The organism is Candidatus Peregrinibacteria bacterium (assembly GCA_030700255.1).
Classification (GTDB): domain Bacteria; phylum Patescibacteriota; class Gracilibacteria; order UBA1369; family JABINC01; genus JABINC01.
On sequence record JAUYJN010000008.1, the window covers coordinates 1 to 21,304 of the forward strand.

26 protein-coding genes and 1 tRNA gene are annotated in these 21,304 nt (G+C 39.3%); 14 read left to right on the forward strand and 13 right to left on the reverse strand.

The window, feature by feature from the left end; all coding sequences use genetic code 11:
* The first annotated feature begins 366 nt into the window (after positions 1-366).
* From purH to Q8P68_01040, 5 genes are all read left to right on the forward strand, one after another.
* Positions 367-1,929 (forward strand): bifunctional phosphoribosylaminoimidazolecarboxamide formyltransferase/IMP cyclohydrolase, encoded by a 1,563-nt coding sequence (purH, locus tag Q8P68_01020; protein ID MDP4007753.1) that lies wholly within the window; start codon positions 367-369, stop codon positions 1,927-1,929.
* Between the two features lie 11 nt (positions 1,930-1,940).
* Positions 1,941-2,753 carry an undecaprenyl-diphosphate phosphatase gene (locus Q8P68_01025; GenBank protein MDP4007754.1) on the forward strand — a complete coding sequence of 271 codons (813 nt, stop codon included), beginning with the start codon at positions 1,941-1,943 and terminating at the stop codon, positions 2,751-2,753.
* A gap of 99 nt (positions 2,754-2,852) precedes the next feature.
* Positions 2,853-3,404 carry a LemA family protein gene (locus Q8P68_01030; GenBank protein MDP4007755.1) on the forward strand — a complete coding sequence of 184 codons (552 nt, stop codon included), beginning with the start codon at positions 2,853-2,855 and terminating at the stop codon, positions 3,402-3,404.
* 2 nt (positions 3,405-3,406) lie between these two features.
* The gene (locus Q8P68_01035; GenBank protein MDP4007756.1) at positions 3,407-4,309 is read left to right on the forward strand and encodes a M48 family metallopeptidase; all 903 of its coding nucleotides are present in this window, start codon (positions 3,407-3,409) and stop codon (positions 4,307-4,309) included.
* A 104-nt stretch (positions 4,310-4,413) separates the two neighbouring features.
* A complete protein-coding gene (locus tag Q8P68_01040) occupies positions 4,414-5,442 on the forward strand; it encodes a formate--phosphoribosylaminoimidazolecarboxamide ligase (GenBank protein MDP4007757.1) in 1,029 nt (342 codons plus the stop codon).
* A gap of 6 nt (positions 5,443-5,448) precedes the next feature.
* Here Q8P68_01040 and Q8P68_01045 read toward each other — a convergent pair whose 3' ends face one another.
* Complete coding sequence (locus tag Q8P68_01045) at positions 5,449-5,583, reverse strand: hypothetical protein (protein MDP4007758.1); 135 nt, start codon at positions 5,581-5,583, stop codon at positions 5,449-5,451.
* Between the two features lie 126 nt (positions 5,584-5,709).
* Between Q8P68_01045 and msrA the strand changes: the two genes are divergently transcribed.
* The 4 genes from msrA (at position 5,710) to Q8P68_01065 (ending at position 9,299) form a co-directional block, all read left to right on the forward strand.
* Positions 5,710-6,345: a peptide-methionine (S)-S-oxide reductase MsrA gene (gene msrA / locus Q8P68_01050; GenBank protein MDP4007759.1), complete on the forward strand. Its 636-nt coding sequence runs from the start codon at positions 5,710-5,712 to the stop codon at positions 6,343-6,345.
* A 63-nt stretch (positions 6,346-6,408) separates the two neighbouring features.
* Positions 6,409-7,614: a DUF1297 domain-containing protein gene (locus Q8P68_01055; protein ID MDP4007760.1), complete on the forward strand. Its 1,206-nt coding sequence runs from the start codon at positions 6,409-6,411 to the stop codon at positions 7,612-7,614.
* A 156-nt stretch (positions 7,615-7,770) separates the two neighbouring features.
* The gene (locus tag Q8P68_01060; GenBank protein ID MDP4007761.1) at positions 7,771-8,934 is read left to right on the forward strand and encodes an aminotransferase class I/II-fold pyridoxal phosphate-dependent enzyme; all 1,164 of its coding nucleotides are present in this window, start codon (positions 7,771-7,773) and stop codon (positions 8,932-8,934) included.
* The gene (locus tag Q8P68_01065; GenBank protein ID MDP4007762.1) at positions 8,931-9,299 is read left to right on the forward strand and encodes a hypothetical protein; all 369 of its coding nucleotides are present in this window, start codon (positions 8,931-8,933) and stop codon (positions 9,297-9,299) included. Before Q8P68_01060 ends, Q8P68_01065 begins: the two co-directional genes overlap by 4 nt.
* Position 9,300: 1 nt before the next feature.
* Here Q8P68_01065 and Q8P68_01070 read toward each other — a convergent pair whose 3' ends face one another.
* The 9 genes from Q8P68_01070 to Q8P68_01110 form a co-directional block, all read right to left on the reverse strand.
* Positions 9,301-9,717: a PIN domain-containing protein gene (locus Q8P68_01070; protein MDP4007763.1), complete on the reverse strand. Its 417-nt coding sequence runs from the start codon at positions 9,715-9,717 to the stop codon at positions 9,301-9,303.
* Positions 9,714-9,965: a DUF6364 family protein gene (locus tag Q8P68_01075; GenBank protein MDP4007764.1), complete on the reverse strand. Its 252-nt coding sequence runs from the start codon at positions 9,963-9,965 to the stop codon at positions 9,714-9,716. Before Q8P68_01075 ends, Q8P68_01070 begins: the two co-directional genes overlap by 4 nt.
* A gap of 73 nt (positions 9,966-10,038) precedes the next feature.
* The gene (locus Q8P68_01080; GenBank protein ID MDP4007765.1) at positions 10,039-11,646 is read right to left on the reverse strand and encodes a hypothetical protein; all 1,608 of its coding nucleotides are present in this window, start codon (positions 11,644-11,646) and stop codon (positions 10,039-10,041) included.
* Between the two features lie 93 nt (positions 11,647-11,739).
* Positions 11,740-12,033, reverse strand: coding sequence for an STAS-like domain-containing protein (locus Q8P68_01085; GenBank protein ID MDP4007766.1), 294 nt, complete (start codon positions 12,031-12,033; stop codon positions 11,740-11,742).
* Positions 12,030-12,989 (reverse strand): ATP-binding protein, encoded by a 960-nt coding sequence (locus Q8P68_01090; protein ID MDP4007767.1) that lies wholly within the window; start codon positions 12,987-12,989, stop codon positions 12,030-12,032. Before Q8P68_01090 ends, Q8P68_01085 begins: the two co-directional genes overlap by 4 nt.
* A 36-nt stretch (positions 12,990-13,025) precedes the next feature.
* Entirely contained in the window at positions 13,026-13,457 is a 432-nt protein-coding gene (locus Q8P68_01095) for a DNA methyltransferase (GenBank protein MDP4007768.1), read from the reverse strand.
* A gap of 222 nt (positions 13,458-13,679) precedes the next feature.
* On the reverse strand, positions 13,680-13,883 hold the full coding sequence (locus tag Q8P68_01100) for a hypothetical protein (protein MDP4007769.1): 204 nt from the start codon (positions 13,881-13,883) through the stop codon (positions 13,680-13,682).
* Between the two features lie 26 nt (positions 13,884-13,909).
* Complete coding sequence (locus Q8P68_01105; protein MDP4007770.1) at positions 13,910-14,677, reverse strand: DpnI domain-containing protein; 768 nt, start codon at positions 14,675-14,677, stop codon at positions 13,910-13,912.
* A gap of 150 nt (positions 14,678-14,827) precedes the next feature.
* A tRNA-Ser gene (locus Q8P68_01110) sits at positions 14,828-14,915 on the reverse strand.
* Between the two features lie 247 nt (positions 14,916-15,162).
* Here Q8P68_01110 and Q8P68_01115 point away from each other — a divergent pair.
* From Q8P68_01115 to Q8P68_01125, 3 genes are all read left to right on the forward strand, one after another.
* Positions 15,163-16,524, forward strand: a complete 1,362-nt coding sequence (locus Q8P68_01115) for a sugar phosphate nucleotidyltransferase (protein MDP4007771.1) — start codon at positions 15,163-15,165, stop codon at positions 16,522-16,524.
* 75 nt (positions 16,525-16,599) lie between these two features.
* Complete coding sequence (locus tag Q8P68_01120; protein ID MDP4007772.1) at positions 16,600-17,415, forward strand: glycosyltransferase family 2 protein; 816 nt, start codon at positions 16,600-16,602, stop codon at positions 17,413-17,415.
* 71 nt (positions 17,416-17,486) lie between these two features.
* Entirely contained in the window at positions 17,487-17,954 is a 468-nt protein-coding gene (locus Q8P68_01125; GenBank protein MDP4007773.1) for a hypothetical protein, read from the forward strand.
* Here Q8P68_01125 and Q8P68_01130 read toward each other — a convergent pair.
* Both Q8P68_01130 and Q8P68_01135 read right to left on the reverse strand, forming a co-directional pair.
* Positions 17,951-18,694 (reverse strand): coenzyme F420-0:L-glutamate ligase, encoded by a 744-nt coding sequence (locus Q8P68_01130; protein ID MDP4007774.1) that lies wholly within the window; start codon positions 18,692-18,694, stop codon positions 17,951-17,953. The two genes, Q8P68_01125 and Q8P68_01130, sit on opposite strands and share 4 nt — an antisense overlap.
* Positions 18,695-19,388: 694 nt before the next feature.
* Positions 19,389-20,300: a hypothetical protein gene (locus Q8P68_01135; GenBank protein MDP4007775.1), complete on the reverse strand. Its 912-nt coding sequence runs from the start codon at positions 20,298-20,300 to the stop codon at positions 19,389-19,391.
* 113 nt (positions 20,301-20,413) lie between these two features.
* On the opposite strand from Q8P68_01135, the gene Q8P68_01140 reads away from it, so the two are divergent.
* Complete coding sequence (locus Q8P68_01140) at positions 20,414-20,623, forward strand: type II toxin-antitoxin system HicB family antitoxin (GenBank protein ID MDP4007776.1); 210 nt, start codon at positions 20,414-20,416, stop codon at positions 20,621-20,623.
* The gene (locus Q8P68_01145) at positions 20,616-20,843 is read left to right on the forward strand and encodes a type II toxin-antitoxin system HicA family toxin (protein ID MDP4007777.1); all 228 of its coding nucleotides are present in this window, start codon (positions 20,616-20,618) and stop codon (positions 20,841-20,843) included. Before Q8P68_01140 ends, Q8P68_01145 begins: the two co-directional genes overlap by 8 nt.
* Before the next feature lie 53 nt (positions 20,844-20,896).
* On the opposite strand, the gene Q8P68_01150 is transcribed toward Q8P68_01145, so the two are convergent.
* Positions 20,897-21,280 (reverse strand): hypothetical protein, encoded by a 384-nt coding sequence (locus tag Q8P68_01150; GenBank protein ID MDP4007778.1) that lies wholly within the window; start codon positions 21,278-21,280, stop codon positions 20,897-20,899.
* Positions 21,281-21,304 lie beyond the last annotated feature (24 nt).

Genomic DNA, 21,304 nt, shown 5'->3' on the forward strand with positions numbered 1-21,304 from the left:
GACTATTTTATGAGAGAAATGTGTCTGGGAGTGTTTTTTTTAGCAAGGCATAAAAACCAAATTGTACGGATTATTGTACAATCCCTCCTTCCGGGAAGAGTTTTTGTACAAGATAACGTACAAAATCTGTGCACGTGCACAGATTTAGGGTCGTTTAAGGGCGCGAATAAGCCATTTTCGATTCTTATCCCTGGTTTCTTTTCGTAAAAATCATTTATTGTATCACCTATTCCCAATATCAAAATTTTCTCGGTGGAAAAATCTGTTGATCCAACTGTAGAGGAAATTGCAAATCTACTTGAATTAGAACTTTAGTTCCCTTAAACTCCTCTCTGGTCTAAATCCCTCTAATATACGACCAAAAACATGATCAAAAGAGCTCTCATCAGTGTCTCAGACAAAGAAGGAATAGTTGAATTCACAACTAGGCTGCAAAGTAAAAACATAGAAATTTTATCTACAGGAGGTACGGCCAAGGCTTTGAAAGAAGCCGGTATTGATGTTACAGATGTTAGTGATTATACAGGATTTCCTGAGATGATGGACGGACGTGTAAAGACCCTTCATCCAAAAGTTCACGGAGGCTTGCTTGCTGTGCGTGACAATGAGGGGCACATGGCCGAAGCTCAAAAGAATGACATAGGTATGATAGACTTAGTGGTTGTAAATCTTTATCCGTTCAAAGCGACGGCACAAACCAAAGGTAAGACAGAGGAGGAAGTTATAGAGCAAATTGATATTGGAGGGCCGAGTATGCTCAGGTCCGCTGCAAAGAATTTTAAATCAGTTACAGTCGTAATGGATACGGCGGATTATGCAAAAGTTATTGAACAAATAGAAGAGGCCGGAGACACAACGCCGGAATTTAGAAAAGAACTGGCGGAGAAAGTTTTTGCAAAGACATGTGAATACGACATGGATATTACGTATTATTTTAATCGTGCGATGAAAGGAAATGGGGACTCACCGGAGATGCTTGATCTTCATTATGAAAAAGTTATGAGTTTGCGATATGGAGAAAATCCACACCAAAATGCTGCGTTTTTCCGCAATCCAAATAACAAAGATGCGAATATTACAAATGCAAAAATTTTAAGTGGAAAAGAGCTTTCATACAACAATATAGTTGATGCGGATTTTGCAATTGAGATGGTAAAAGAGTTTGAGAACCCGGCCGCAATATTTGTGAAACATAATAACCCATGCGGATCGGCCACTGCTGATACGTTAATTGAGGCATTTGAAAAAGGGCATCAAGTTGATCCAATGTCAGCATTCGGATGCGTGATTGCAATCAACAGAGAATGTACAAAAGAGATAGTTGAATACACGCAGAGAGAAAAAATGTTTATAGAAATTATAGCTGCTCCGAGCTTTACGTCGGAAGCGCTAGAGATGCTAAAAGAAAAGAAAAATCTAAGAGTGTTAGAACTTTCAGGGAAGTTTGGAATTGATTACAAGAGGCGTGATATCAAAAAAGTTGCCGGAGGAATACTTGTGCAGAATGCCGACACTAAGCCGGTTCTAAAAGAAGAATTAAAAGTGGTTACCAAAAAAGCTCCAACAGATGAAGAGTTGGAAACTCTTCTTTTTGCTCGCATACTCGCAAAACACGCAAAATCAAACGCAGTTGTCTACGCCAAAAAAGAAGGCTCATGTTACGTCGCAACCGGTATGGGAGTTGGCCAGATGTCTAGAGTTGATTCAGCAATTATTGCCGGCCGCAAAGGTGGTGATAGGGTGAAGGGATCAGTTATGGCATCAGATGCCTTCTTCCCTTTTTCAGATGCTGTTGAAGCGGCGGCCGAGGCCGGAGTGACAGCGATCATTCAGCCAGGAGGCTCTATCCGCGATGACGAAGTTATAGCTCGTTGTGATGAGCTCGGCCTTTCTATGGTCTTTTCAGGAGTACGAAATTTTAGGCATTAATAAAATTTAATATGACGATTCTTCAATCCTTTATACTCGGAATTATCCAAGGAATCACAGAATTTCTGCCGATTTCATCGTCAGGACATTTGGTGATTTTTGAGTCTTGGTTTGGGCTGCAAGTGACAGAACTTAGATCATTTGATGTGGTTGTTCATATTGGGACGCTGCTTGCGATTTTGATTTATTTTAGGAAGGATATCCTGGATATTTTTAAACAAATTTTCAGAGGAGATTTTCGTATGACAGGATTTCTTATACTCGCAACGATTCCAGCAGTGATTGCTGGATTTACTATGCAAGATGTACTCGATGGTTATTTTAGATCTTCAGAAAAAGTAGCATTTGCGATGATCGGTTGTGCGGTTTTATTTGTAATCGCGGAATACTTTGGAAAAAGAAATGGCTTAAATAAGCCTCAAAATGTAGCCGAAAGTGTGCCCGGGCACACTTTAAAACTTACTTGGCCAAAGATTATTTTCATTGGACTACTTCAATCAGTCGCTTTGATACCTGGAGTTTCTAGATCTGGTTCAACTATTTCTGCAGGACTTATGGTCGGGCTTAGTCGCACAGAGGCGGCTCGATTCTCATTTTTACTTGGATCGATTGCGATTTTTGGAGCAGGACTACTAACGGCAAAAGATGTAATCTCAGATGGACTTTATTTTCCTGAAATTTCAGTAGCGATCACCGGCTTCGTCGCCTCGCTCCTCGCCGGCTACTTTTCAGTCACATTCCTAATGAAATTCCTCAAAAACCACTCACTGCATGTGTTTGCGCTCTATCTTGTTATTCTTGCAGGCTCAGTATTTTTATTTTAAAGCCTTACTTTATAATTTTACTTAGCGACAATTTTCTGAGATAATCACTAGGCATTTTAGGTAAAAAAATATTTAAAATTAATTTCTAATCAAAACAATATGACCCCATTAATAATACTTTTAGTGATCGTTGGTCTGTTAATACTTTTTATTATCGGATCATACAACGGATTGGTGCGTGCACGTTTGCATACAGAGGAGGCTTATTCCGGTATGGATGTTCAGCTCAAAAGACGTTATGACATGATTCCAAATTTGGTTGAGATTGTGAAGGGCTATGCGGCGCATGAAAAAGAAATTCTTATAAAGGTAACTGAGGCGAGGAGTAACGCTATGAATGCGCAAGGGGTTGCGAATAAAGCTGGGGCGGAAAATGCTCTTTCAGGTGCACTTAAATCACTTTTTGCAGTTGCAGAGAACTACCCGGATTTGAAGGCAAATACAAATTTCTTAAAACTTCAAGAAGAATATGCGATCGTAGAAGATGCGATTCAAGGTTCCAGAAGAATGTTCAATTCAGCTGTTAAGAGTCTTAATATCAAAGTTGAAACTTTCCCAAGCAATATGATTGCAGGAATGTTTGGATTTAAGAAAAAAGAGTTTTTTGAAGCGGATGAGTCTGCTCGTGAAAATATTAAAATTGAAATGTAATTATGGCAAAGTACAAAAGTCTATATGAACATGTAGCGGCAAATAAATTCAAATCAAGTTTATTGCTTGGCGTGTTTGCTGCCATTGTGATGGGGGCCGGTTTTGCATGGGGTGAGTATTATGGGGATGGAATGACCGGACTTATGGCGGCGGGGATTTTTACAGTAATTTATGGATTGATAGCTTATTTCAAGGGGAGCAGTATCGCCCTCGCGGTTAGCGGTGCCAAAAAGGCGGATAAGCGAAATTACAATGAACTTTATTCTGCAGTTGATAATCTTGCAATCACCGCGGGCCTTATGACTCCGGAAGTTTATGTCATGGAGTCAGAAGCTCTAAATGCATTTGCAACAGGGCGTGACCCAAAGCATTCAGCGATAGCAGTTACAACCGGACTACTTGCAACTCTCACAAAACGTGAACTCAGGGGAGTACTTGCGCATGAAATGTCACACATTGGAAATTACGATATTCGTATGCAAACTCTCGTGATAATTTTGGCGGGTGCGCTTACTATGATGGCAGATCTTTTTATGAGGGCAACTTTTTATGGGAATCGCGGCGGAAGCCGCGGCAAAAGTGGTGGTAAGGCAGGCGGAATAATTATAATTATCGCTATAGGTTTCGCAATTTTATCTCCACTTATCGCAATGCTTATCCAGATGACTATCTCACGCAAGCGTGAATTTCTCGCTGACCACACGGGTGCGATTATGATTCAAGATGCCGAAGCTCTCGCAAGTGCACTCGAAAAAATCGGCGGAGACACTCACCAGCTCAAAACTGCCAACAAGGCAACGGCTCACTTATTTATCTCAAACCCTCTCAAAAAAGGGGTAATTGCAAACATGTTTTCAACGCACCCACCGATAGAAGAAAGGATTAAGATTCTAAGAGCACTTTAACAAAAACACATGTCTGATTTTAGTGCAAATATATTTCAGATGGCCAATTAGCCTTGAGTTATTTCGTTGAATGACTTACAATAGCCAAAATTTACAATTTATTTATGGCATCCTCACAAGACATCAAAGACTACAAGATCGTAACTCTGGCTTCGCATACTGCACTGCAGATTCTCAAAGGTGCAAAAGATGAGGGGTTTCATACTGTGGCAATTTGTCCAAAAGGACGAAGTCGTCCATATGAAAGTTATGGTGTTGCAGATGAAATTATCGAAATTGAAAGTTATGAGGAATTTTTCAAAGTAGATAAAAGGTTTAGTGAGGAAAATGGAATCTTGATTCCGCATGGTTCTTTTATTGCATATTTGGGGCATGACCGCGTCAAAGAAGTAAAGATGAATTATTATGGAACTAAAGAAATTCTTGAATGGGAATCAGACAGAGAAATGGAGAGGAAATGGTTGCTCAACGCAAAACTCAATTTGCCAAAAATTTACAAAAATCCGGAAGATATAGATGGTCCTGTGATCATCAAATTTCATGGTGCCGGTGGTGGGCACGGATATTTTCTTGCGAACACACCTGAAGAATTTTACAGACGTATAAAAGATCATCCGGATGTTGCGAGGGGATATGTTATTCAGCAGTACATAGTTGGAGTTCCGATCTATGCACATTTCTTTTATTCTCGTTTAACGGGTGAGCTCGAAGTTATGGGTTTTGATAAAAGATACGAATCAAATGCCGATTCTATTGGTAGGATTTCCGCAAAAGATCAGCTTGAAGTAGGGGTCGAAACTTCATATACGATCACAGGGAATATTCCAATCGTACTTCGCGAATCATTACTTCCGGAAATTTTTGAAATGGGAGATAATGTAGTTGCAGAGTCAAAGAAAATTGCAGGAGAAGGTTTGTTTGGTCCTTTTTGCCTTGAAATGATACTTGATCCGAATTTAAAATTCTTTGTATTTGAAATCTCTGCACGTATAGTCGCAGGAACCAATCCATACACAAACGGCTCGCCATATACATGGCTTCGCTACGACGTACCAATGTCAACCGGCCGCAGAGTTGCACTCGACATCAAACAAGCAATCGAAGCCGGGCAGATTGATAAAGTCTTAGGATAAAGCAATCTAATTCTTAGTACTTTCTGCCACTCCCTCTTCGAGAGTCTCCCCTTCCGGTACAAAAATAAGTGCATCACCATTTTCCATTGGGTCGGGAATAAGGCTATTTGCAATTGGGTCATCGTGTGAGGTTGAAGTCATAATCAAAAAGATTAGGAATATACTTATACCAATTAAAAGGAGTGCGAAAAGGATTTTTTTTGTAGATTTCATAGCGTGACAATCTTACCATGTACATGCTAAAATCATCATAAATAATATATATTTATGAAAAAAGTTTTAACATTATTTCTTATCCTAATTATTATGGGTATTGGTGCATGTTCGATAAATCGTAACAAGCCGCAAGATCCGAAAGAACTAAAAGTCGATCTTGGAACTTTAGAAGAACAAGGGCTCAGAAAAGCAATATTTGCAGGGGGATGCTTCTGGTGCGTGGAGTCGGCTTTTGATGATTTGGATGGGGTGGCGCAAGCTCTGTCGGGTTATACGGGTGGAGATATGATAGATCCAACATACAAAGATCATGGAGATCATTTGGAGGCGGTAGAGGTGGTATATGACCCAACAAAAATTACATACAATGATTTGTTAAATGTATTTTGGAGGCAAATAAATCCTACGGATGATGGTGGGCAGTTTGTAGACAGAGGGCATTCTTATACCAGTGCGATTTTTTATGGAAATGATGATGAGAAATTACTCGCCGAAAAATCAAAAGAAGAGCTCGCTGCTTCAGGTCGATACGAGGCTTCAATAGTAACTCCAATCCTTCCAGCAAAAGAATTTTATCTTGCTGAGGAATACCACCAAGATTATCACATCAAAAATCCGGTTCGTTATAAGTACTATAGAGGGGGCTCAGGCAGGGATGCATACTTGGAGAGAATTTGGGGGGAGTAGATTTAAACTTGTACTTTTTTGGCTTTTACGGTTCAATACAAACACATTTTTCAATAATTTCAGATGTCAGAGATATTACAAAAAATCCAAAAAGTACTCGAAGGTTATGATTTATCACAAATTACAATTGCGGTACTCGGTGGCCATAGTGCTCTTGACGTTTGTCGTGGAGCTAAGAAATACGGATTTAGGACGGTTGCAGTCTGTCAAAAAGGACGTGAAAAAACTTATAGCAAATTTTACAAATATCGTCAGGGGCTTTTTAATCAGCCGATTGGGTGCGTTGACGAAGTTATAGAAGTGGATAGTTTTGCAGATGTGGTGAAGCCCGAAGTACAAGAAAAACTCCGTGCTATGAATGCCATATTTGTGCACAATAGATATTTCTGGGTTTATTGTGATTTCAAAGAAGTTGAAAAAAACTTCATAGTGCCTATCTTTGGAAATAGAGAATATGTAAGACTTGAAGAGCGTGACGTGCCGAATAATCAGTACGAACTTTTGCAAAAAGCAGGGATTAGAATCCCTATGTTGCTTCGCAAGGGTGGTGATATACATGGAAGGAGATTGCTTGAAGAGAAGCTCGATAAGCACTTCGTAGCTGATAAGGGAGGGCCGCTTATTGTGAAGGTAAACGAGGCGATTCGTGGATATGAGAGAGCGTTTTTTGTAGTAACTACAACTGAAGAATATTTTGATGTTAGTGAAAAAATGATCGCGCGAGGAATAATCACACAGGAAGATTTGGATAAATCAGTAATTGAAGAATTTATTATTGGGGCTCAGGTGAATTTTAATTATTTTTATTGTCCATTTATGCGACAGGTTGAATTGATGGGTACAGACATGAGGAGGCAGACCAGTCTTGATGGATTTCTCCGACTTAACGCAGTGGTTCAGACCAATTTGATAAAATCAGGATACAAACCAACTATGATTGAGACTGGACACGTCGCTTGCACTATCAAAGAATCGCTCGTACAGAAGGCATGTGAGCTTGGGGAACAGTTCGTTGTAACTACTGCAAAAGAACTTGGTCGACCGATCACGGGGCCGTTTGCATTGCAGGGTGCTGTTTCGAGCTCAGACGGAAAAGAAGAGTTAGTGATATTTGATGTTTCTATGCGAATTCCGGGATCTCCGGGTACCGCAGTTACACCATATTCAGGATATCTATATGGCGAATCAATGAGCTTCGGCGAACGCATCGCAATGTCACTCAAAGCCGCTGAAGGTAATGTTGAGGCAATCATGCAACTTGTGAGCTGATTATCTTGCAAAATTTTTCAAAATCACTAACCTTCAGTGTGTGCGTACGCACAGATTTTGTACAATATTTCGTACGTAATACCTCTCCGTGCACACTTTTCGTACGCAATATCGTACCAACTTCATACGGATGAGATTCTTATTTAAGAAATGAATATGCCATATATACCGCATCACATACAGGCGCTGAAACCTTATCAATCCGCGAGAGATTTATATCAAGGTGATTATCTTTTTTTGGATGCGAATGAAAATTGTTTTGGTGCGCTTGTCGATTCAAAAGATCTGCTTAATTCAGATGGTACTTCAAAAATTGATGTGAGCGCATATCCGGATACGGACTCAACTGCACTTCGCAAAGTACTTGCTCCATACTACGGCGTTGACATTGATGAAATGGCTATTTTCAATGGTTCTGATGCAAGTATTCCTGAAATTATTATTGCTTTTTCTGATCCTGGGGACTGTATCGCAGGACTCGATATAGGGTTTGGAATGTTTCGATCTTTTACTGAAATGCATGACAGAAAATATACGTCCCTTCCAACTGATGAGAATTTTAATCTTATAATGACTGAGGATGGTAAGAAAGAAATGGAAAAAATCCTTAAAAAATCTAGAGTAGTTTTTCTTGATACTCCGAACAACCCATCTGGTAACCCCCAGTCTAGAGAGGCTATAGAATGGCTTATTGAAAAAACTGGAGAGATGGGTGCGCTCCTTGTAATAGATGAAGCTTATAACGGATTTATGGACAACTCGGATGTAAGTTCATTTATAAAACTTGCACCAAAACTTTCTCATGTATTTGTGTCGCGAAGTTTTTCGAAAAAATGGAGCATGGCAGGTGGTCGAATAGGGGGGGTAGTTGGAAACAAGGATTTGATAAATACGATTATAAAGGTACGAATTCCATATCACATGAGCGCAATGTCACAAGCTTTGGGGGTTGCCGCGGTAGGGAAGAAGGGTGAAATGGAGAGGATGTGTGAATTGATAAAAGAGTACAGGGCGGATTTGGCGGAAAGTCTGAATTCATTGCAAATTTCCGATGCTGACGGACAGGCCAAAAAAGCTTTACATGTTTATCCATCACAAACAAATTTTCTTCTCGTAAAATTTCCTAAAAATTCTCGAGAGATTTTTGACCGCCTCGTCAACGAATACAAAATAGTCCTCCGCTACTTCGGAGGAGGCGATACTCTTGCAGGTAAGGATAGTAAGCTTGCACATTGCGTGCGAATAACGGTCGGCACTCCAGAACAGAATGAAAAATTGACAAACGCTTTAAGAAAAATTATCAGTAATTCACAATCATGAAACTCAAAGAACTTTTGAAAATCTCAGGTCTTCCAGTGCTATTTGCATCACTTTGTTGCTTGAGTCCGGTCATAGTTGTGGTTTTCGGTCTCGGCTCAGTGACCTTCGCCTCGACTCTAGCCGACACACTTTACGGAGATTATAAATGGTATTTCCGTGCGCTTGGTCTTGTACTTTTAGCTATTGCATATATTTGGTATCTACGAAAAAATAAAGGTATCTGCACTATCGACCAAGCAAAAAGACACAGAAATGAAATCATAAACAACATAGTTGTGCTTCTCGTGGCGGGGGTTCTCGGGTATATCATTTTCCTATATGTGATTGTACATTATATAGGAGTGTTTTTGAAAATCTGGGCGTAATCTATAGTTGGCTAATCAAGAATTCTTCCGGTGAAAAGCTCGGTAATGCGGATTTTGTGAAGTCGCGCAAATTACGTGTGATTATACATTTGGCTTTACAATTTATTGCGCTGAAATTTTGTATGGCATCTTCAAAATCTTTGAAGTCGCAGTCCAATGCTTTTGCCAAAACATCTTCGGTAAAAGGTGATATTTTGACAAGCGAAAATATTTTCTTCAAGGTGGATTTGGATTTTGCGGATGAAGAGATTTTCCTCAATATGTAATGCATATTTGCAAAAGACAATGGTGAAACGTAGGCGGTGAGTTTTCCATTTTCGATAAGTGAAAATAATTTTGCGGATCCATTATAATAAGGCTCTCTTTTTGTAAGAACGTCAAATATAACATCGGTATCTACATAAACAGAATGAATCATCCATACTTATTAAGTAAATAGTCAGCGTAAGAGTCTTTTGCCATTTCGTAATCTTCTACTTTTATTATGCCGGAAATCGATTTAACTATAGGTGTAAGCTCCATAGAACTATCCGTAGGCTCATGACCGGCTAGAGCTTTGAAATAATTCTCTACAAGTTTTGATAAACTTTCACCCTTTTTCGCAGCATATGTTTTTGCACTCTCTATTGTGTGCGTGTCTAGTTTTAGAGTCAGTTTTGAATTCATAATAAAGATTAGTACGTACTAATTATACCAAAAATATACGTACCATTTCAAGGTGGAATTTATGAAGTAGCTTCTAAACTACTTCATCCAAGTACGCTTCATGCGATAGGATTCTGCCGTCTAGGCTTTGTGGAAGTCCGGTCATTATTTTTTCGCCGGTTTTGGAGCATACAGTTTCACGTAGGGTTCCATTGCAAAATGTGAGTGAGAAATTTTCTTTGATTCGACGAACATAAAAACAATTCGGCAAAGGTAAGTTTCTTGCTTTGCAAAATTTCAGATCAAATTGAGTGATTTTAAATGGTCGGTTGGCAATGCTATCCCAAAATGTTTTTTGGCAGATTGTTTCATCCGCATCATGTGAATTATCAGGAATATCTGATACAGGTAAATACTCAGGATGTTTATCGGATTTGTCTTGTTTGACGCGGAAGTGCAGCGAAGCTTGCTCAGATAGAGTGAGCGGCCAGTGAAATCCGGATATGCTCTCATCATAAGGAGAGGCTGCGAAATATGCAGGGAAGAACTCTCCATATTGATTGCGAGCGATTAAATCCGTTTTAATTTCCGCCACTTTGGTTTTCCATTCTTCAGAAGAATATTTTTTATTAAAAATACAGTATTTCATATTTACGAGGCCGGAGCATCCGAAGCAGTATTCGCAGTTTAGGCAGTTTGCACTGTATTCCATGTATTTGCATGTCATGAGATTCCAGCAAAATCTTATGTCGTAACATTTGTCTTGTGCCATTGAACTCATATAAACGAGCTCTGCGTTGTAGCTCGACATTGTTAGTAAGTTATCCTTGATCCAGCCAGCTCGAAAAGAATGAGCGCAGTCTTCTGCTTCTGTCATCATGTAACAGTTGAAGCAGTTTTTGCATTTTTGCAAATAGTCACCGGTACAATTTTCACATTGTTCCAAATCTACATTTTTGAAATTAACTTTTGTATTTAGGATTTCATAGAAAGTTTGTTTGCCTTCATCATAAATTTTTCTTGATCCGAAATCATATTTCGCACGCTCTTTTTTGTATTCTTCTTCCGTGTATTGTTTATTAAAAATACAGTATTTTTTGTTTCGTAAATTCCAGCAAAAAAGTGAGTCAGTGATATTTCTGCAATCAAATAAAAACGCACTATCTCGACATTGGCGTGAGTTAAGTGCGAAGTTTACATTGAAACAATCAGTAGAATTTATGAGGTCGGTGCAGAGTTCAGATGTAAAAGAAAACACACAAAATTCGGAATCTTTGAGAGTGAGGACTCTATAGCAATAATGTGCATCCTCATTTTTTACGCCGGAATGGCAAAGGTAGCAGTTTCGGCTGTACCACAAATCATCAGTATATTCACAGTTTTCGTTATTAGAACCGATGTTGTGAGGGATGGGGCATTGTTTAAAAAGTTCAAATAGCTGCTCAAAAAAAGGTCGCTCAGGATCATATGCCGCCTCCGGCGGCTCCGCATGCTTCACCCATTCATCTTTATGCCAAACAGGATATGGGCATGTTTCATCAAAGACCGAAATTATAGTGCGTCCGGTGCGGTCACACTTCCTTGTATGTATTCCAAAATGATGCCAGAAAGCGCCGAGGTGGCGGAAAATTTGCCAAATCGGAACATTCGGCATTGAAACACCAAATTTATCACATAGTGATTTGACGATTTCATTTTCCAATTTGATTGTTTAAATTTTATGAAATTCTAGTGGATTTCAATTTTAACCGCAATCAAAATGCTCAAAACAAACCTTGTTTCGACAAATCAAGACTCAACCGTGGCTTTCTTGCATATAATCCACCACTATCATAATTATTCCTTGAATGGTATTATTGCACGATTTAAATTGAATTCTGTCTAACACTTCGTTGCCGTAGTTCCGGATCAGATCACTTATAAGGGCATGGATGAATGATTGAGTCGCACCTTCAACCTTTTTAAAGTCTAAAACTATATTTTGCCCTTTTTCTAAAGATGGAACCAGATTTTTTAATCTTATATCTCTTGCAATATCTTTATTTTCAGCAAACTGGCCGGCTTTTTCAAAAATTTTTATTTTTATCATATGAATTGCGGTTTTTTATATTTAGCTTTTTTTCTTTCCCTGATGGCTTCATTATAAGTTTGATTAATCAATTTTAAGAGTAGGGAAAATTCTTGAGTTGTATCTAAGGACAAATCTATACCCACCGCCGTACCTTGCCAACATGGCAAATCATTTCTTTTACTGTGCCTGTCATTGAAAGGATCTGCGTGTAAGGCTATTCTTTTCCCTTTTCTTTTTAAGAGTTTATACATCGCTTTTCCGCTATAAATAACAAAAAAATCTTGATTTACAGTCGCAATGGATTTGATGAAAAACAGTCCGGCACCGGCATTGTACTCCGTGCCGCCCTCTCTTGTTGTGGTGCCTGTGATTCCCGGTGTTAGAGCTAATCCGATTGCATCCAAATCATTTTTAGGATTATGTGATTGATTAATCGTTTGCCATATACCGACTCCGGTATCTACAATACCGATTCGAATAGTATTGCTTTTGGAATAATATTGCGCAGATACGATTGCACCTTCCTTTGACAGCGAATGTTCGAGAACATTTCTTATCAATTCGCTTAGCAAATAACGCAAAGGTTCGGCATGTAATGGCTCCAAATGAAGTAATGGTGTAACTTCCGTGATGAATTCGGTAAGCTCTTCGGGAGTTTTTATTTGAGTTAACGGCACAAATCTCCCGGATGCTTCATGTTCTGTTATTTGAATTCCGGAATCTATCCCTAGAAAACTGAACAATCCCATTCGTTCCAAATAATGCTTTGATTTTGCTTCAAGTTTTTCACATTTTATATTTTTCGGATCGATTTTCATCCCGAGAGAAGCAATCATAGATAAAACCATTGGATGAATAGACATCCATTTTTTGTGAAATGTGATTTCAAGTTTATTGGGGTTGCTTGGCTCGAATCCTTGTAAAAATGGATCTATACTATTCAGCCATGCCGCATTTGGAATGTGTATTTTCATATTATGAGTTTACCGGAGTTCCCATTAAATGTCAAATTACCGGAATTCCGGTAATTTGACAAAACATTTCAATCCCGGAGCGTATGTAAAAAACTTCTCCATTACTTTAAATGCCAGAGGTTGATACATTTTGTTTCTGCGTGTATCTCCCATCAGAATTGCACAATATTTTCCTTTCTTTAATACCCTAAATAATTCCTTTGCAACTTTCTCTATTTCGTCAACAAAAGCGTCTATATCGTGTATTCCCGACAAATCTTCTTTAATTTTACCCTCACTGTATTTTATTATGTCTGCATACGGAGGATGAGTTAAAACAAAATCAATTTCATTGTCTTCAATAAAACTCATATCCCTTGCATCACATTTCACAATTCTTTGTTTCGCTTTATTATCAACCTCAAATTCAAGAGACTTTTTCGTTCTCTCTAATGCAATTATTTTACATTGATGCAAATCTGGCTGCATAGGAGACAAGGGACGACTCAGAAGTACCATATTTGAAATTGTGGATATGTTTCTCTGTCATAGAAATCTAAATCGATGTCTTCTAGACCCAATTCAGTAAAATTATCATAATCTTCACTATAGCCTCTACACATAATATGTATTCTTGGAGAAATCTTAAGAATTAATATTATTTTTGCCCAAAAGGGTGTTATTGTTATTTCCATAATATAAGATTTTCTATTATGTGCCCGTCCACTCTTTTTCACATTCGGCACAGCGATCGTTGCCAGTGTGCTCAAACATCTCCGTAAAAGCATTTGGCTGATATGTGTTTTCCTTTTCGCTCCAAAAAAACTCATCGTCGATAATTGTCTCGACGTATTTACGCTCAGCTCCACAATGTTGACATGCATGTTTTGGATACTTTTTTGTTTCTTTTCTCATAATTAAAGCCTTGATCGAATCTGTTTCTATGTCAAGCGATATTTCCCGTCTCCCACAAATTCAAGATAACCTTTGTCTCTCAAGAACTGTAACTGCTGTCTTATTTTTGGCTTAATATTTTTGTTTTCAGGATGGATAACGGACAAATCTTGCTCAAAAGCATATACGTCTTGTAAGGTAAAATTTTTTTGATTAAGTGAATCAATACAATTCATAATATCTAAAATCCAACCCTTAGCGTCAGCTTTCTTAACTTTTTCCAAAAATACCGTTTTCTGCCATTTTTCCAAAACATCTTTTTTGGCAAGTTCCTCCCCGTTTTCGATATAAAAAATTTGTCCCGCTTTTGGTATTTTGGAAAATAGAATATTTGAGCCAATCCAACCAGCTCGTCTTGCATTTTCTGCTAAAGGCTTTCGTTTTTCGATAATTTCGGAAACAAAAAAGTGCTTCGGAACAACAAAGAAATCATTAACACTTAAAAACTCCAAAAGATAGTTCATGAAAAAGAAATTTGGTTTTTCCGCAGAGTTAATCCGCTCTATCATTTTTGAGTAAGCACCGGCAGAGACTTTTTTTCCAAACTTCACTTGTTTTGATTTGAGTTCAAAATCTTCCGTACATTTTCGACAATAAAAATCGGCAACCGGCTTGTTGTTCTGATATTCAAAAAGAGACTCCCCGCAATTAGGACAGTAGATTTCTCGTAAAACCCAATCCTCACTCAAAACTCTAATTTTTTGAGAAGCATTGTTATAGTTCGCTATTAAGTTTTCATCAAAAGTCAGCTTCATATATTTTCAGATTTTAGCTTTCGCTTCTTTTTTCTGGAATATTGCTATTTTTGTAATAGTTTGATTTTGAGTAGTCATAACTAATTGATTCATATTTGTATTAATTGTCGTGATTCTACCAATACTCGGTTTAATACTACAATCTTAAATTGGCGGAGAGAGCGGGATTCGAACCCGCGGTACCTTGCGGTACACACGCTTTCCAAGCGTGCCCGATCGGCCACTCTGGCATCTCTCCTTTTTGATTTAAGTTTGCCATGAGGCATGTTACATAAATTCAGCACAACTAAAAAGCCGATGTTGCGAGTAAACTCGAACACCGGCCCCTACCACCATGTGTCCCGACGAATCGGAACGCTTAGATTCTAGTTGAAGATATAAGAAATGCAAGCTTTTTTTCGGATTTTAATTGTGATAGAGTACGCGAGGCGCGAAGCTTGCCTTGCGAGTAAAGCGGCGTAGCCAACAATTTAAAAATATTTCCTATGAAAGTAATCCTACTAGCCGCAGGGCAGTCAAAGAGGGTATCCCCGATTGAAGATAAGAATTTTGTTACATTCTGTGGGAAATACTTGATCGAATGGCAACTTGCCAATTTGATTGAGCTTGGGATGGATGATTTCGTGATCGTTGGAAACGAAGGTAATTTGGGTAAATTGAAGGAGTTTGTAGGGGAATTTAAAGAATATTTCAAAGATAGTGGTTTCTCTATGGAAGTAGTTGAGCAAAAGAAGGTGGCGGATGGTATGGCAGGGGGAGTCGTCGCTTGTAAAGAATATTTTGAGGATGAGCCTTGTTTGATAGTTTCTTGCAATGATGTTGTGGATTTAGAAGCTTATGAATCTGTGCTTGAAGTGGCTAATGGATTTGTAGATGAACAAGGCTTAGCACTATCCGGGGCATTGCTCGGTTACAAAGTGGAAGAATATTTCCCTGGAGGATATATGAAGTTTGGTCATGCAAATAGAGTAGAAGGGATTGTTGAAAAGCCGGGAGCTGGCAAGCAGCCTAGTGATTATGTGAATATAGTTGTGCATTTACATTCGAATTATGATGTTTTGTACAAAGCTCTATGCGAGGTTAAGTCTTTGAAAGATGATAAATATGAAGTGGCACTTGATAACATGATTAAAGCTGGAGGAAATTTCCAAATGGTGCCTTACGAGGGTTTTTGGCAGCCACTTAAATTCCCATGGCATATTACTGAGCTCGATAAGCATTTCTTCAAAAGAAGGGCTGAAGAAATAGATGGTGATGGTAATTATAAAGTTGTTGGTGAGGCCTTGGTGCATATGAGTGCGGAGATTTCCGACAAAGCTACCATAAAAGGAGATGTGATTATAGAAGCAGGTGTGAAAGTTTTTGAAAATGCGGTAATTCAAGGGCCGGCATATTTAGAAGAGGGATGCGTCGTTGGAAACAATGCATTGTTTAGAGAGTCTTTCGCGGGGCAGCGGTGTGTGATTGGTTTTTCTACAGAGGTGGCTAGGTCTCATCTCAGCGATGACGTTTGGACTCATTCAAATTATATTGGGGACAGTATTATCGGATCAAATGTTTCATTTGGAGCGGGCGCTATCACGGCAAACCTCCGACTCGACGAAGGAGATATAAGTTGGCAAGGTGAGATGAGCGGTCAAAACAAACTGGGATTGATCACCGGCGATCATGTTCGAGTTGGCGTTCAGACATGTCTCATGCCGGGGATCTCAATTGGTAAAAACGTTATGGTCGGCAGTGGCTTAACTATTTCAGAAAGCATAGAGGCAAATGAATTCATTTACGGTAAAACTTCTATCCATAAGAAAAAGAACAAAACTGACGTTTCAGGGCTTTTACGAGATTAAAATCTGCAAATATGCGCACTTCCAATCATATTTTTTTGTGGTAAAATCCACTTAAAGGTAATTTAAAGCTACAGTATGTTGAAGAAAAATATGAAGCTATCGGTTATAATTGTGAATTATAATCATAAGTATTTTCCACGGCTTGCGCTTGAGGCGCTTGAAAAGTCGAAAACAGATTTTGAATTTGAGGTGATTTTTGTCGATAACAATTCAGATCCGGCCGATGAAAGCATAGGTTTCCTAAGAGATGCAGCCAAAGAGAATAGGATTATTCTTATAGAATCCCCAAAAAACATTGGTTTTGGAGCTGGTAACAACCTCGGGATCAAGAAATCAAACGGAGAATATATTTTGTTACACAATCCGGACACAACGGTCTTACCAAATTCATTACAACAGATGGTCGATTATTTGGCGAAACACTCTGAAGTGGGTCTTCTTGGCCCGAAACTTGTGTATTCAAATGGTGATATTCAGGATTCATGTAGGAGATTTATGAGATTCAGCGATTTGATTATCAAAAGAACACCTCTGCGCAATATAAATCCATGGAAAAAACGTCTAAAACATTATCTGATGGAGGATTTTGATCATAATAAAACTCAGCCTGTTGATCTAATTACCGGAGCTATGATGCTCGCACGTAGAGATTTTTTATGGGATAAATTACATGGATTTGATGAAAGATACTTCTTATTTATGGAGGACTTTGATCTTTGTCAAAGAACTTGGGCGGCTGGCAAGGAAGTTGTTTATTATTCGGATGTTTCAATCCTTCACTATCACAAACGTTTATCTGGAGGAGGTTTTTTTGGTCAGTTTATGAAAAAAACATTCTGGCTGCACTTAATCAGTTCCGCCAAATATTTTTGGCGCTGGCGAAAGAGGTAATCTTACAACGCCAGACCTGTTGACAAAAAACGAATAAAATGTTTGAATTGAAGCCTGATTAATATATTAAAATGACGAGAAGAGCAAAGTTTGATGATTTTGAAGAGGGGGAGTTTGAATGTGGGGCTTTTGAAGGGCCTTTGTCTAAAGAGTTTATTGGACTTATGTATGTTGGGTTAATCCTTGCTACCCAGGTAAGGGACGCCCTGAGTGGTCTTGGTATCGGTTCAAGGCCTATATCATTAATTCCAAGAAGTGAACTGAGTCAGCCGGTCATCGCCCTAGACGCAGCTACTCAAGCAAATAAAGCTAGGCATGATGCAAGTAAGGCTAGGTGTAAACTTCGTACAAAGGGGCTTTCTTGGGATAGTCCGGAAGCTTATGGTGCTGCTTCAAAAAATGAAATAGAGCGTTTACGAAAGTTGCAGGCTGGTGCGATTAGAGAAGATACCGTATTGGGGCAAGAAGCCACGCCGGTCTTGGGGCGAGATTTTGGATATGATCCGGTTTCCAAGCAATGGGTAGGTGAGAAAATTTAAATAGCAAACAGATCTTTATCGCTGTTGATTACGGCTTCGTTTGGATTGGAGGATGCGTCTGTGAATGTAACGGGGGCTTCTTTTATGATCACTATAGGTGTGCATTCCGCAGATTCGCCCATGATACACATGGCGGCGGTAGTTAGGTTGTCAGCGACGGCGAGCTCCGTCATCTGCAGCGGAACTCCAAATAGATCCTCTGTCCCTCGCTCATCTCTGACCCCGATAAACCCACTCCATGCGAGGGCGAGGCCGGTAGTTCCTTTGCGCCCCGGAGTGATTCGCGAATCTGCAATGATGATTCCGAGACTCTCTATGTTGAATTCTTTTAATAATGCTTGTCTGACTTTCTCCGCACTATCTTGAGGGTTCCTTGGCCATGGTATAGCGTATCCATTCGGTACATTTGAGCGGTCAGCTCCTGCATTTGGTATAAGGATCCCATTTTTTCTTGTTAAAAAACACTTATCGTCATCACTTTGACCACATTTTACCTCTCGAATTACCTCGTCTGATTCATTTTGAACTAGGTCTTTGAATGAAATATCATCCAAATTAACCAAGTTTCCTTCCAAAATAGAGACTATTTTTGCACTTATTACTATCACAGAACCGATCAAAGTTTCACTCGGCGCATACTTTCCAAAACTTTTTTCAGCATCTTTGAGGCTTTTAACGACGAATTCTACGATATCGCCATTTCCTTTTACTACAGCTGTTTTGACCGCAACTAGTTCCATTCGAGAGTTATTATTAGAAAATGATATTAACGCCTGGGCAATGAGTAAAAATTTGACATTCTGATTCGATGCGATTACAATACTTTGAACACTTCAGGAAGAAACAAATTTTTTACACCTCTACCTGATAAGTATTCATCTCAATATTCTCCTCGAATCTAATCCCCGATCAAGAAGTATTATACTGTTTGATCGGCAACAAAGCCAAGCGAGAAACGAAGTGACTCGCAAGTGTCGCCACTAAGCGACACAAGATAAGGAGCGCGAAGCTCACCAATTGTTCATTTAAATTACTATACGTCCCGCACTCAATACGGGACATACAAACAAAGATTTCTGCTTTGTGAGTCCTATCTTAAGAAGTCTCAGCCAAGAATTTATTCTCGTCTAAGATCTCTTGTATAAGTTGGGCAACCACTTTTGCTCAGTATTTTTCAACCCACTTCGTTCACTCGAAGTAAAACCGCAAAACTACACTCAATGGGCGGTCCTGGTAAGACTAAAAACTATACCGGAATGAGGCAGAGATAATGTGAAGTGCGTTTAATAGACGCTGAGTCAGAGCTTTTTATAACGTTTACTGACTGATAGCGAGAACGAACTACCACATTGAAGAGACCCGCGCCGTGAGGCACGGGTCTTTTTTTAATTCTCAAAATTTAACGACGCTTAACCTTTACCTTCACCTTAACTTTTACTTTTTTCTGACTGGCTCTAAATATCGTATAGCGCTATCCTGTAGACTTGGGAATGGCCCTCTTTCCGCCAAAGCAGCTTGTTTTAATTCTCTTTCTTGCTGTATTTGAGCCTTTAGTGATAGATGTTTAGTTTCTGGTTCTCTGTAATGATATGCTCTTTTTACGTATCTTTGTTTCGGTTTACCAGAGTGCTGAACACCTTGTATTGCGTTTACAGGGCTACTACTTGGCGTTGTTGTTTGAATTTGAATATTGCTAAATCTCACATCTGCATCCTCTGAGTAAAATCCAAATTTACCATCAAGTGAGAGCGTTCTTGCTCCAGAAAATACAAATTTCTGAACACCATCAACTGTTACTGTTATCACACCACTTTCGACATTAATTATAACGTCATATGAAGTGCCAACGTCATAGCTATCGTCTCCAACCGACGAAGTCCAAAGGAAGTTTTGACCATCCTCTGTCAATGCTTCTCCAAGCTCGAGTCCATAGCCATTTGGTTTTAAAATCAAATAAGTGAACGTTTGATCAGGCCCCCCAAGTGAATCAAGTGCATCATTGTATCCAAATACTAACCATGGAGCTTCCCAAGGATTTGGCGGGTCATTTTGACGCAGTTGCGCCAAATTCTCAACAGTCATAGAGATTTCATAGTCTCCTGTTAGATTTTCATTGCTAGTCACTAACCCTGCATGCGTCTCAGATAGTATGGTCGCAGTCATTGGCGTAAGCTGAACCGTATTAGCCACTTGATTGACGTCGACAGTTCCAAATCCTGTGTATACAGTATTTAAAGTAAAATCGGCCAAAGTCGACGCAAACACAATTGAAGCACTGACAAATACAGCGATGGAAAGACACGTAAAGAACTTTGTAAATCCTGTAAATAATTTGTATGATTTCATGCCACTTATTAAGAGTATTGATTATGTCACAATCCAATCCGTGCGTCAAGCGCGTTGTAAGTGGCGAGTTTCAGTAGATTTGTTTTTTATAAGATATATGGTAGAATATACACATGAAAATTCACGTATATTCAGCTGTGGTTTATAAAGAAGAAGATCTTTATGTAGCCGAATGTCCCGAGGTGGGTACGGCGAGCCAGGGAGCAACATTTGAAGATGCAATTGCAAATTTAAAAGAGGCAACTGAGCTTTATTTGGAAGAGTTTCCAGTCACGAACAAAGCGGTTCCTTTTCTTACAACTTTCGAAGTGAGTCATGCCTAAATTCAAAAGAATATCAGGCAAACAGATGATCAAATTCCTAGAAGGGCTTGGTTTTTTTGTAGTACGGCAAAAAGGGAGCCATGTCGTTTTGAAGATTCAAGACAAGCATGGCTCATATGGATGCGTCGTACCTCTACATAAAGAACTTGCATCAGGGACAATTGGTTCTATCTTGAAACAAGCGCAAATTTCAAAAGATCAATTTATGTCTTTATTTTAGTTGAAAATTCGCGTTCTCACCTTTGTACGGTTCCATAGTTTCAAGTGCACGCCCTACGGCAGATTATTTATCCAGGTTTGTCCGTCTACGGTGGTGAGTGAATCTCCCGGGTAAAAATTATTGCCCGCGATTGCATATATCGAGCCCATCCCGTTATACATCGATTCGACATAGTTAAAATACCACATTGCCAGTAGTACATCCGGGAAGGTTTGAACCGAAGGTGATATTATGTTCATCGTGCCGGTCACGGTGTTTGCATATACCGCAAGTATTTTCGATGCTTCCGCTCTGACTATGAGATCGTTCGGTGCGCAGTATCCCGTGCTATATGGAGTGACAATCCCCAGATTCACAGCGGTGACCCATACCGGCGTTTGCGCCGCAGTTACGTCGACACATGGAGCCGACCCTGTTAGCAGCGGCCGTCCTTCCACCGTGAACAATGTAGAAAGCAGATC

Excerpts from the sequence above, each read along its gene's own strand:
- Q8P68_01095 (MDP4007768.1), bottom strand. The coding sequence starts at position 13,457 with ATGCAGCCAGATTTGCATCAATGTAAAATAATTGCATTAGAGAGAACG.
- Q8P68_01060 (MDP4007761.1), top strand. The coding sequence starts at position 7,771 with ATGCCATATATACCGCATCACATACAGGCGCTGAAACCTTATCAATCC.
- Q8P68_01115 (MDP4007771.1), top strand. The coding sequence starts at position 15,163 with ATGAAAGTAATCCTACTAGCCGCAGGGCAGTCAAAGAGGGTATCCCCG.
- Q8P68_01040 (MDP4007757.1), top strand. The coding sequence starts at position 4,414 with ATGGCATCCTCACAAGACATCAAAGACTACAAGATCGTAACTCTGGCT.
- Q8P68_01135 (MDP4007775.1), bottom strand. The coding sequence starts at position 20,300 with ATGAAATCATACAAATTATTTACAGGATTTACAAAGTTCTTTACGTGT.
- Q8P68_01090 (MDP4007767.1), bottom strand. The coding sequence starts at position 12,989 with ATGAAAATACACATTCCAAATGCGGCATGGCTGAATAGTATAGATCCA.
- Q8P68_01025 (MDP4007754.1), top strand. The coding sequence starts at position 1,941 with ATGACGATTCTTCAATCCTTTATACTCGGAATTATCCAAGGAATCACA.
- Q8P68_01120 (MDP4007772.1), top strand. The coding sequence starts at position 16,600 with ATGTTGAAGAAAAATATGAAGCTATCGGTTATAATTGTGAATTATAAT.
- Q8P68_01140 (MDP4007776.1), top strand. The coding sequence starts at position 20,414 with ATGAAAATTCACGTATATTCAGCTGTGGTTTATAAAGAAGAAGATCTT.
- Q8P68_01055 (MDP4007760.1), top strand. The coding sequence starts at position 6,409 with ATGTCAGAGATATTACAAAAAATCCAAAAAGTACTCGAAGGTTATGAT.
- purH (MDP4007753.1), top strand. The coding sequence starts at position 367 with ATGATCAAAAGAGCTCTCATCAGTGTCTCAGACAAAGAAGGAATAGTT.
- Q8P68_01130 (MDP4007774.1), bottom strand. The coding sequence starts at position 18,694 with ATGGAACTAGTTGCGGTCAAAACAGCTGTAGTAAAAGGAAATGGCGAT.
- Q8P68_01075 (MDP4007764.1), bottom strand. The coding sequence starts at position 9,965 with ATGAATTCAAAACTGACTCTAAAACTAGACACGCACACAATAGAGAGT.
- Q8P68_01125 (MDP4007773.1), top strand. The coding sequence starts at position 17,487 with ATGACGAGAAGAGCAAAGTTTGATGATTTTGAAGAGGGGGAGTTTGAA.
- Q8P68_01100 (MDP4007769.1), bottom strand. The coding sequence starts at position 13,883 with ATGAGAAAAGAAACAAAAAAGTATCCAAAACATGCATGTCAACATTGT.
- Q8P68_01105 (MDP4007770.1), bottom strand. The coding sequence starts at position 14,677 with ATGAAGCTGACTTTTGATGAAAACTTAATAGCGAACTATAACAATGCT.
- Q8P68_01145 (MDP4007777.1), top strand. The coding sequence starts at position 20,616 with ATGCCTAAATTCAAAAGAATATCAGGCAAACAGATGATCAAATTCCTA.
- Q8P68_01035 (MDP4007756.1), top strand. The coding sequence starts at position 3,407 with ATGGCAAAGTACAAAAGTCTATATGAACATGTAGCGGCAAATAAATTC.
- Q8P68_01085 (MDP4007766.1), bottom strand. The coding sequence starts at position 12,033 with ATGATAAAAATAAAAATTTTTGAAAAAGCCGGCCAGTTTGCTGAAAAT.
- Q8P68_01030 (MDP4007755.1), top strand. The coding sequence starts at position 2,853 with ATGACCCCATTAATAATACTTTTAGTGATCGTTGGTCTGTTAATACTT.
- Q8P68_01065 (MDP4007762.1), top strand. The coding sequence starts at position 8,931 with ATGAAACTCAAAGAACTTTTGAAAATCTCAGGTCTTCCAGTGCTATTT.
- Q8P68_01070 (MDP4007763.1), bottom strand. The coding sequence starts at position 9,717 with ATGATTCATTCTGTTTATGTAGATACCGATGTTATATTTGACGTTCTT.
- msrA (MDP4007759.1), top strand. The coding sequence starts at position 5,710 with ATGAAAAAAGTTTTAACATTATTTCTTATCCTAATTATTATGGGTATT.
- Q8P68_01045 (MDP4007758.1), bottom strand. The coding sequence starts at position 5,583 with ATGACTTCAACCTCACACGATGACCCAATTGCAAATAGCCTTATTCCC.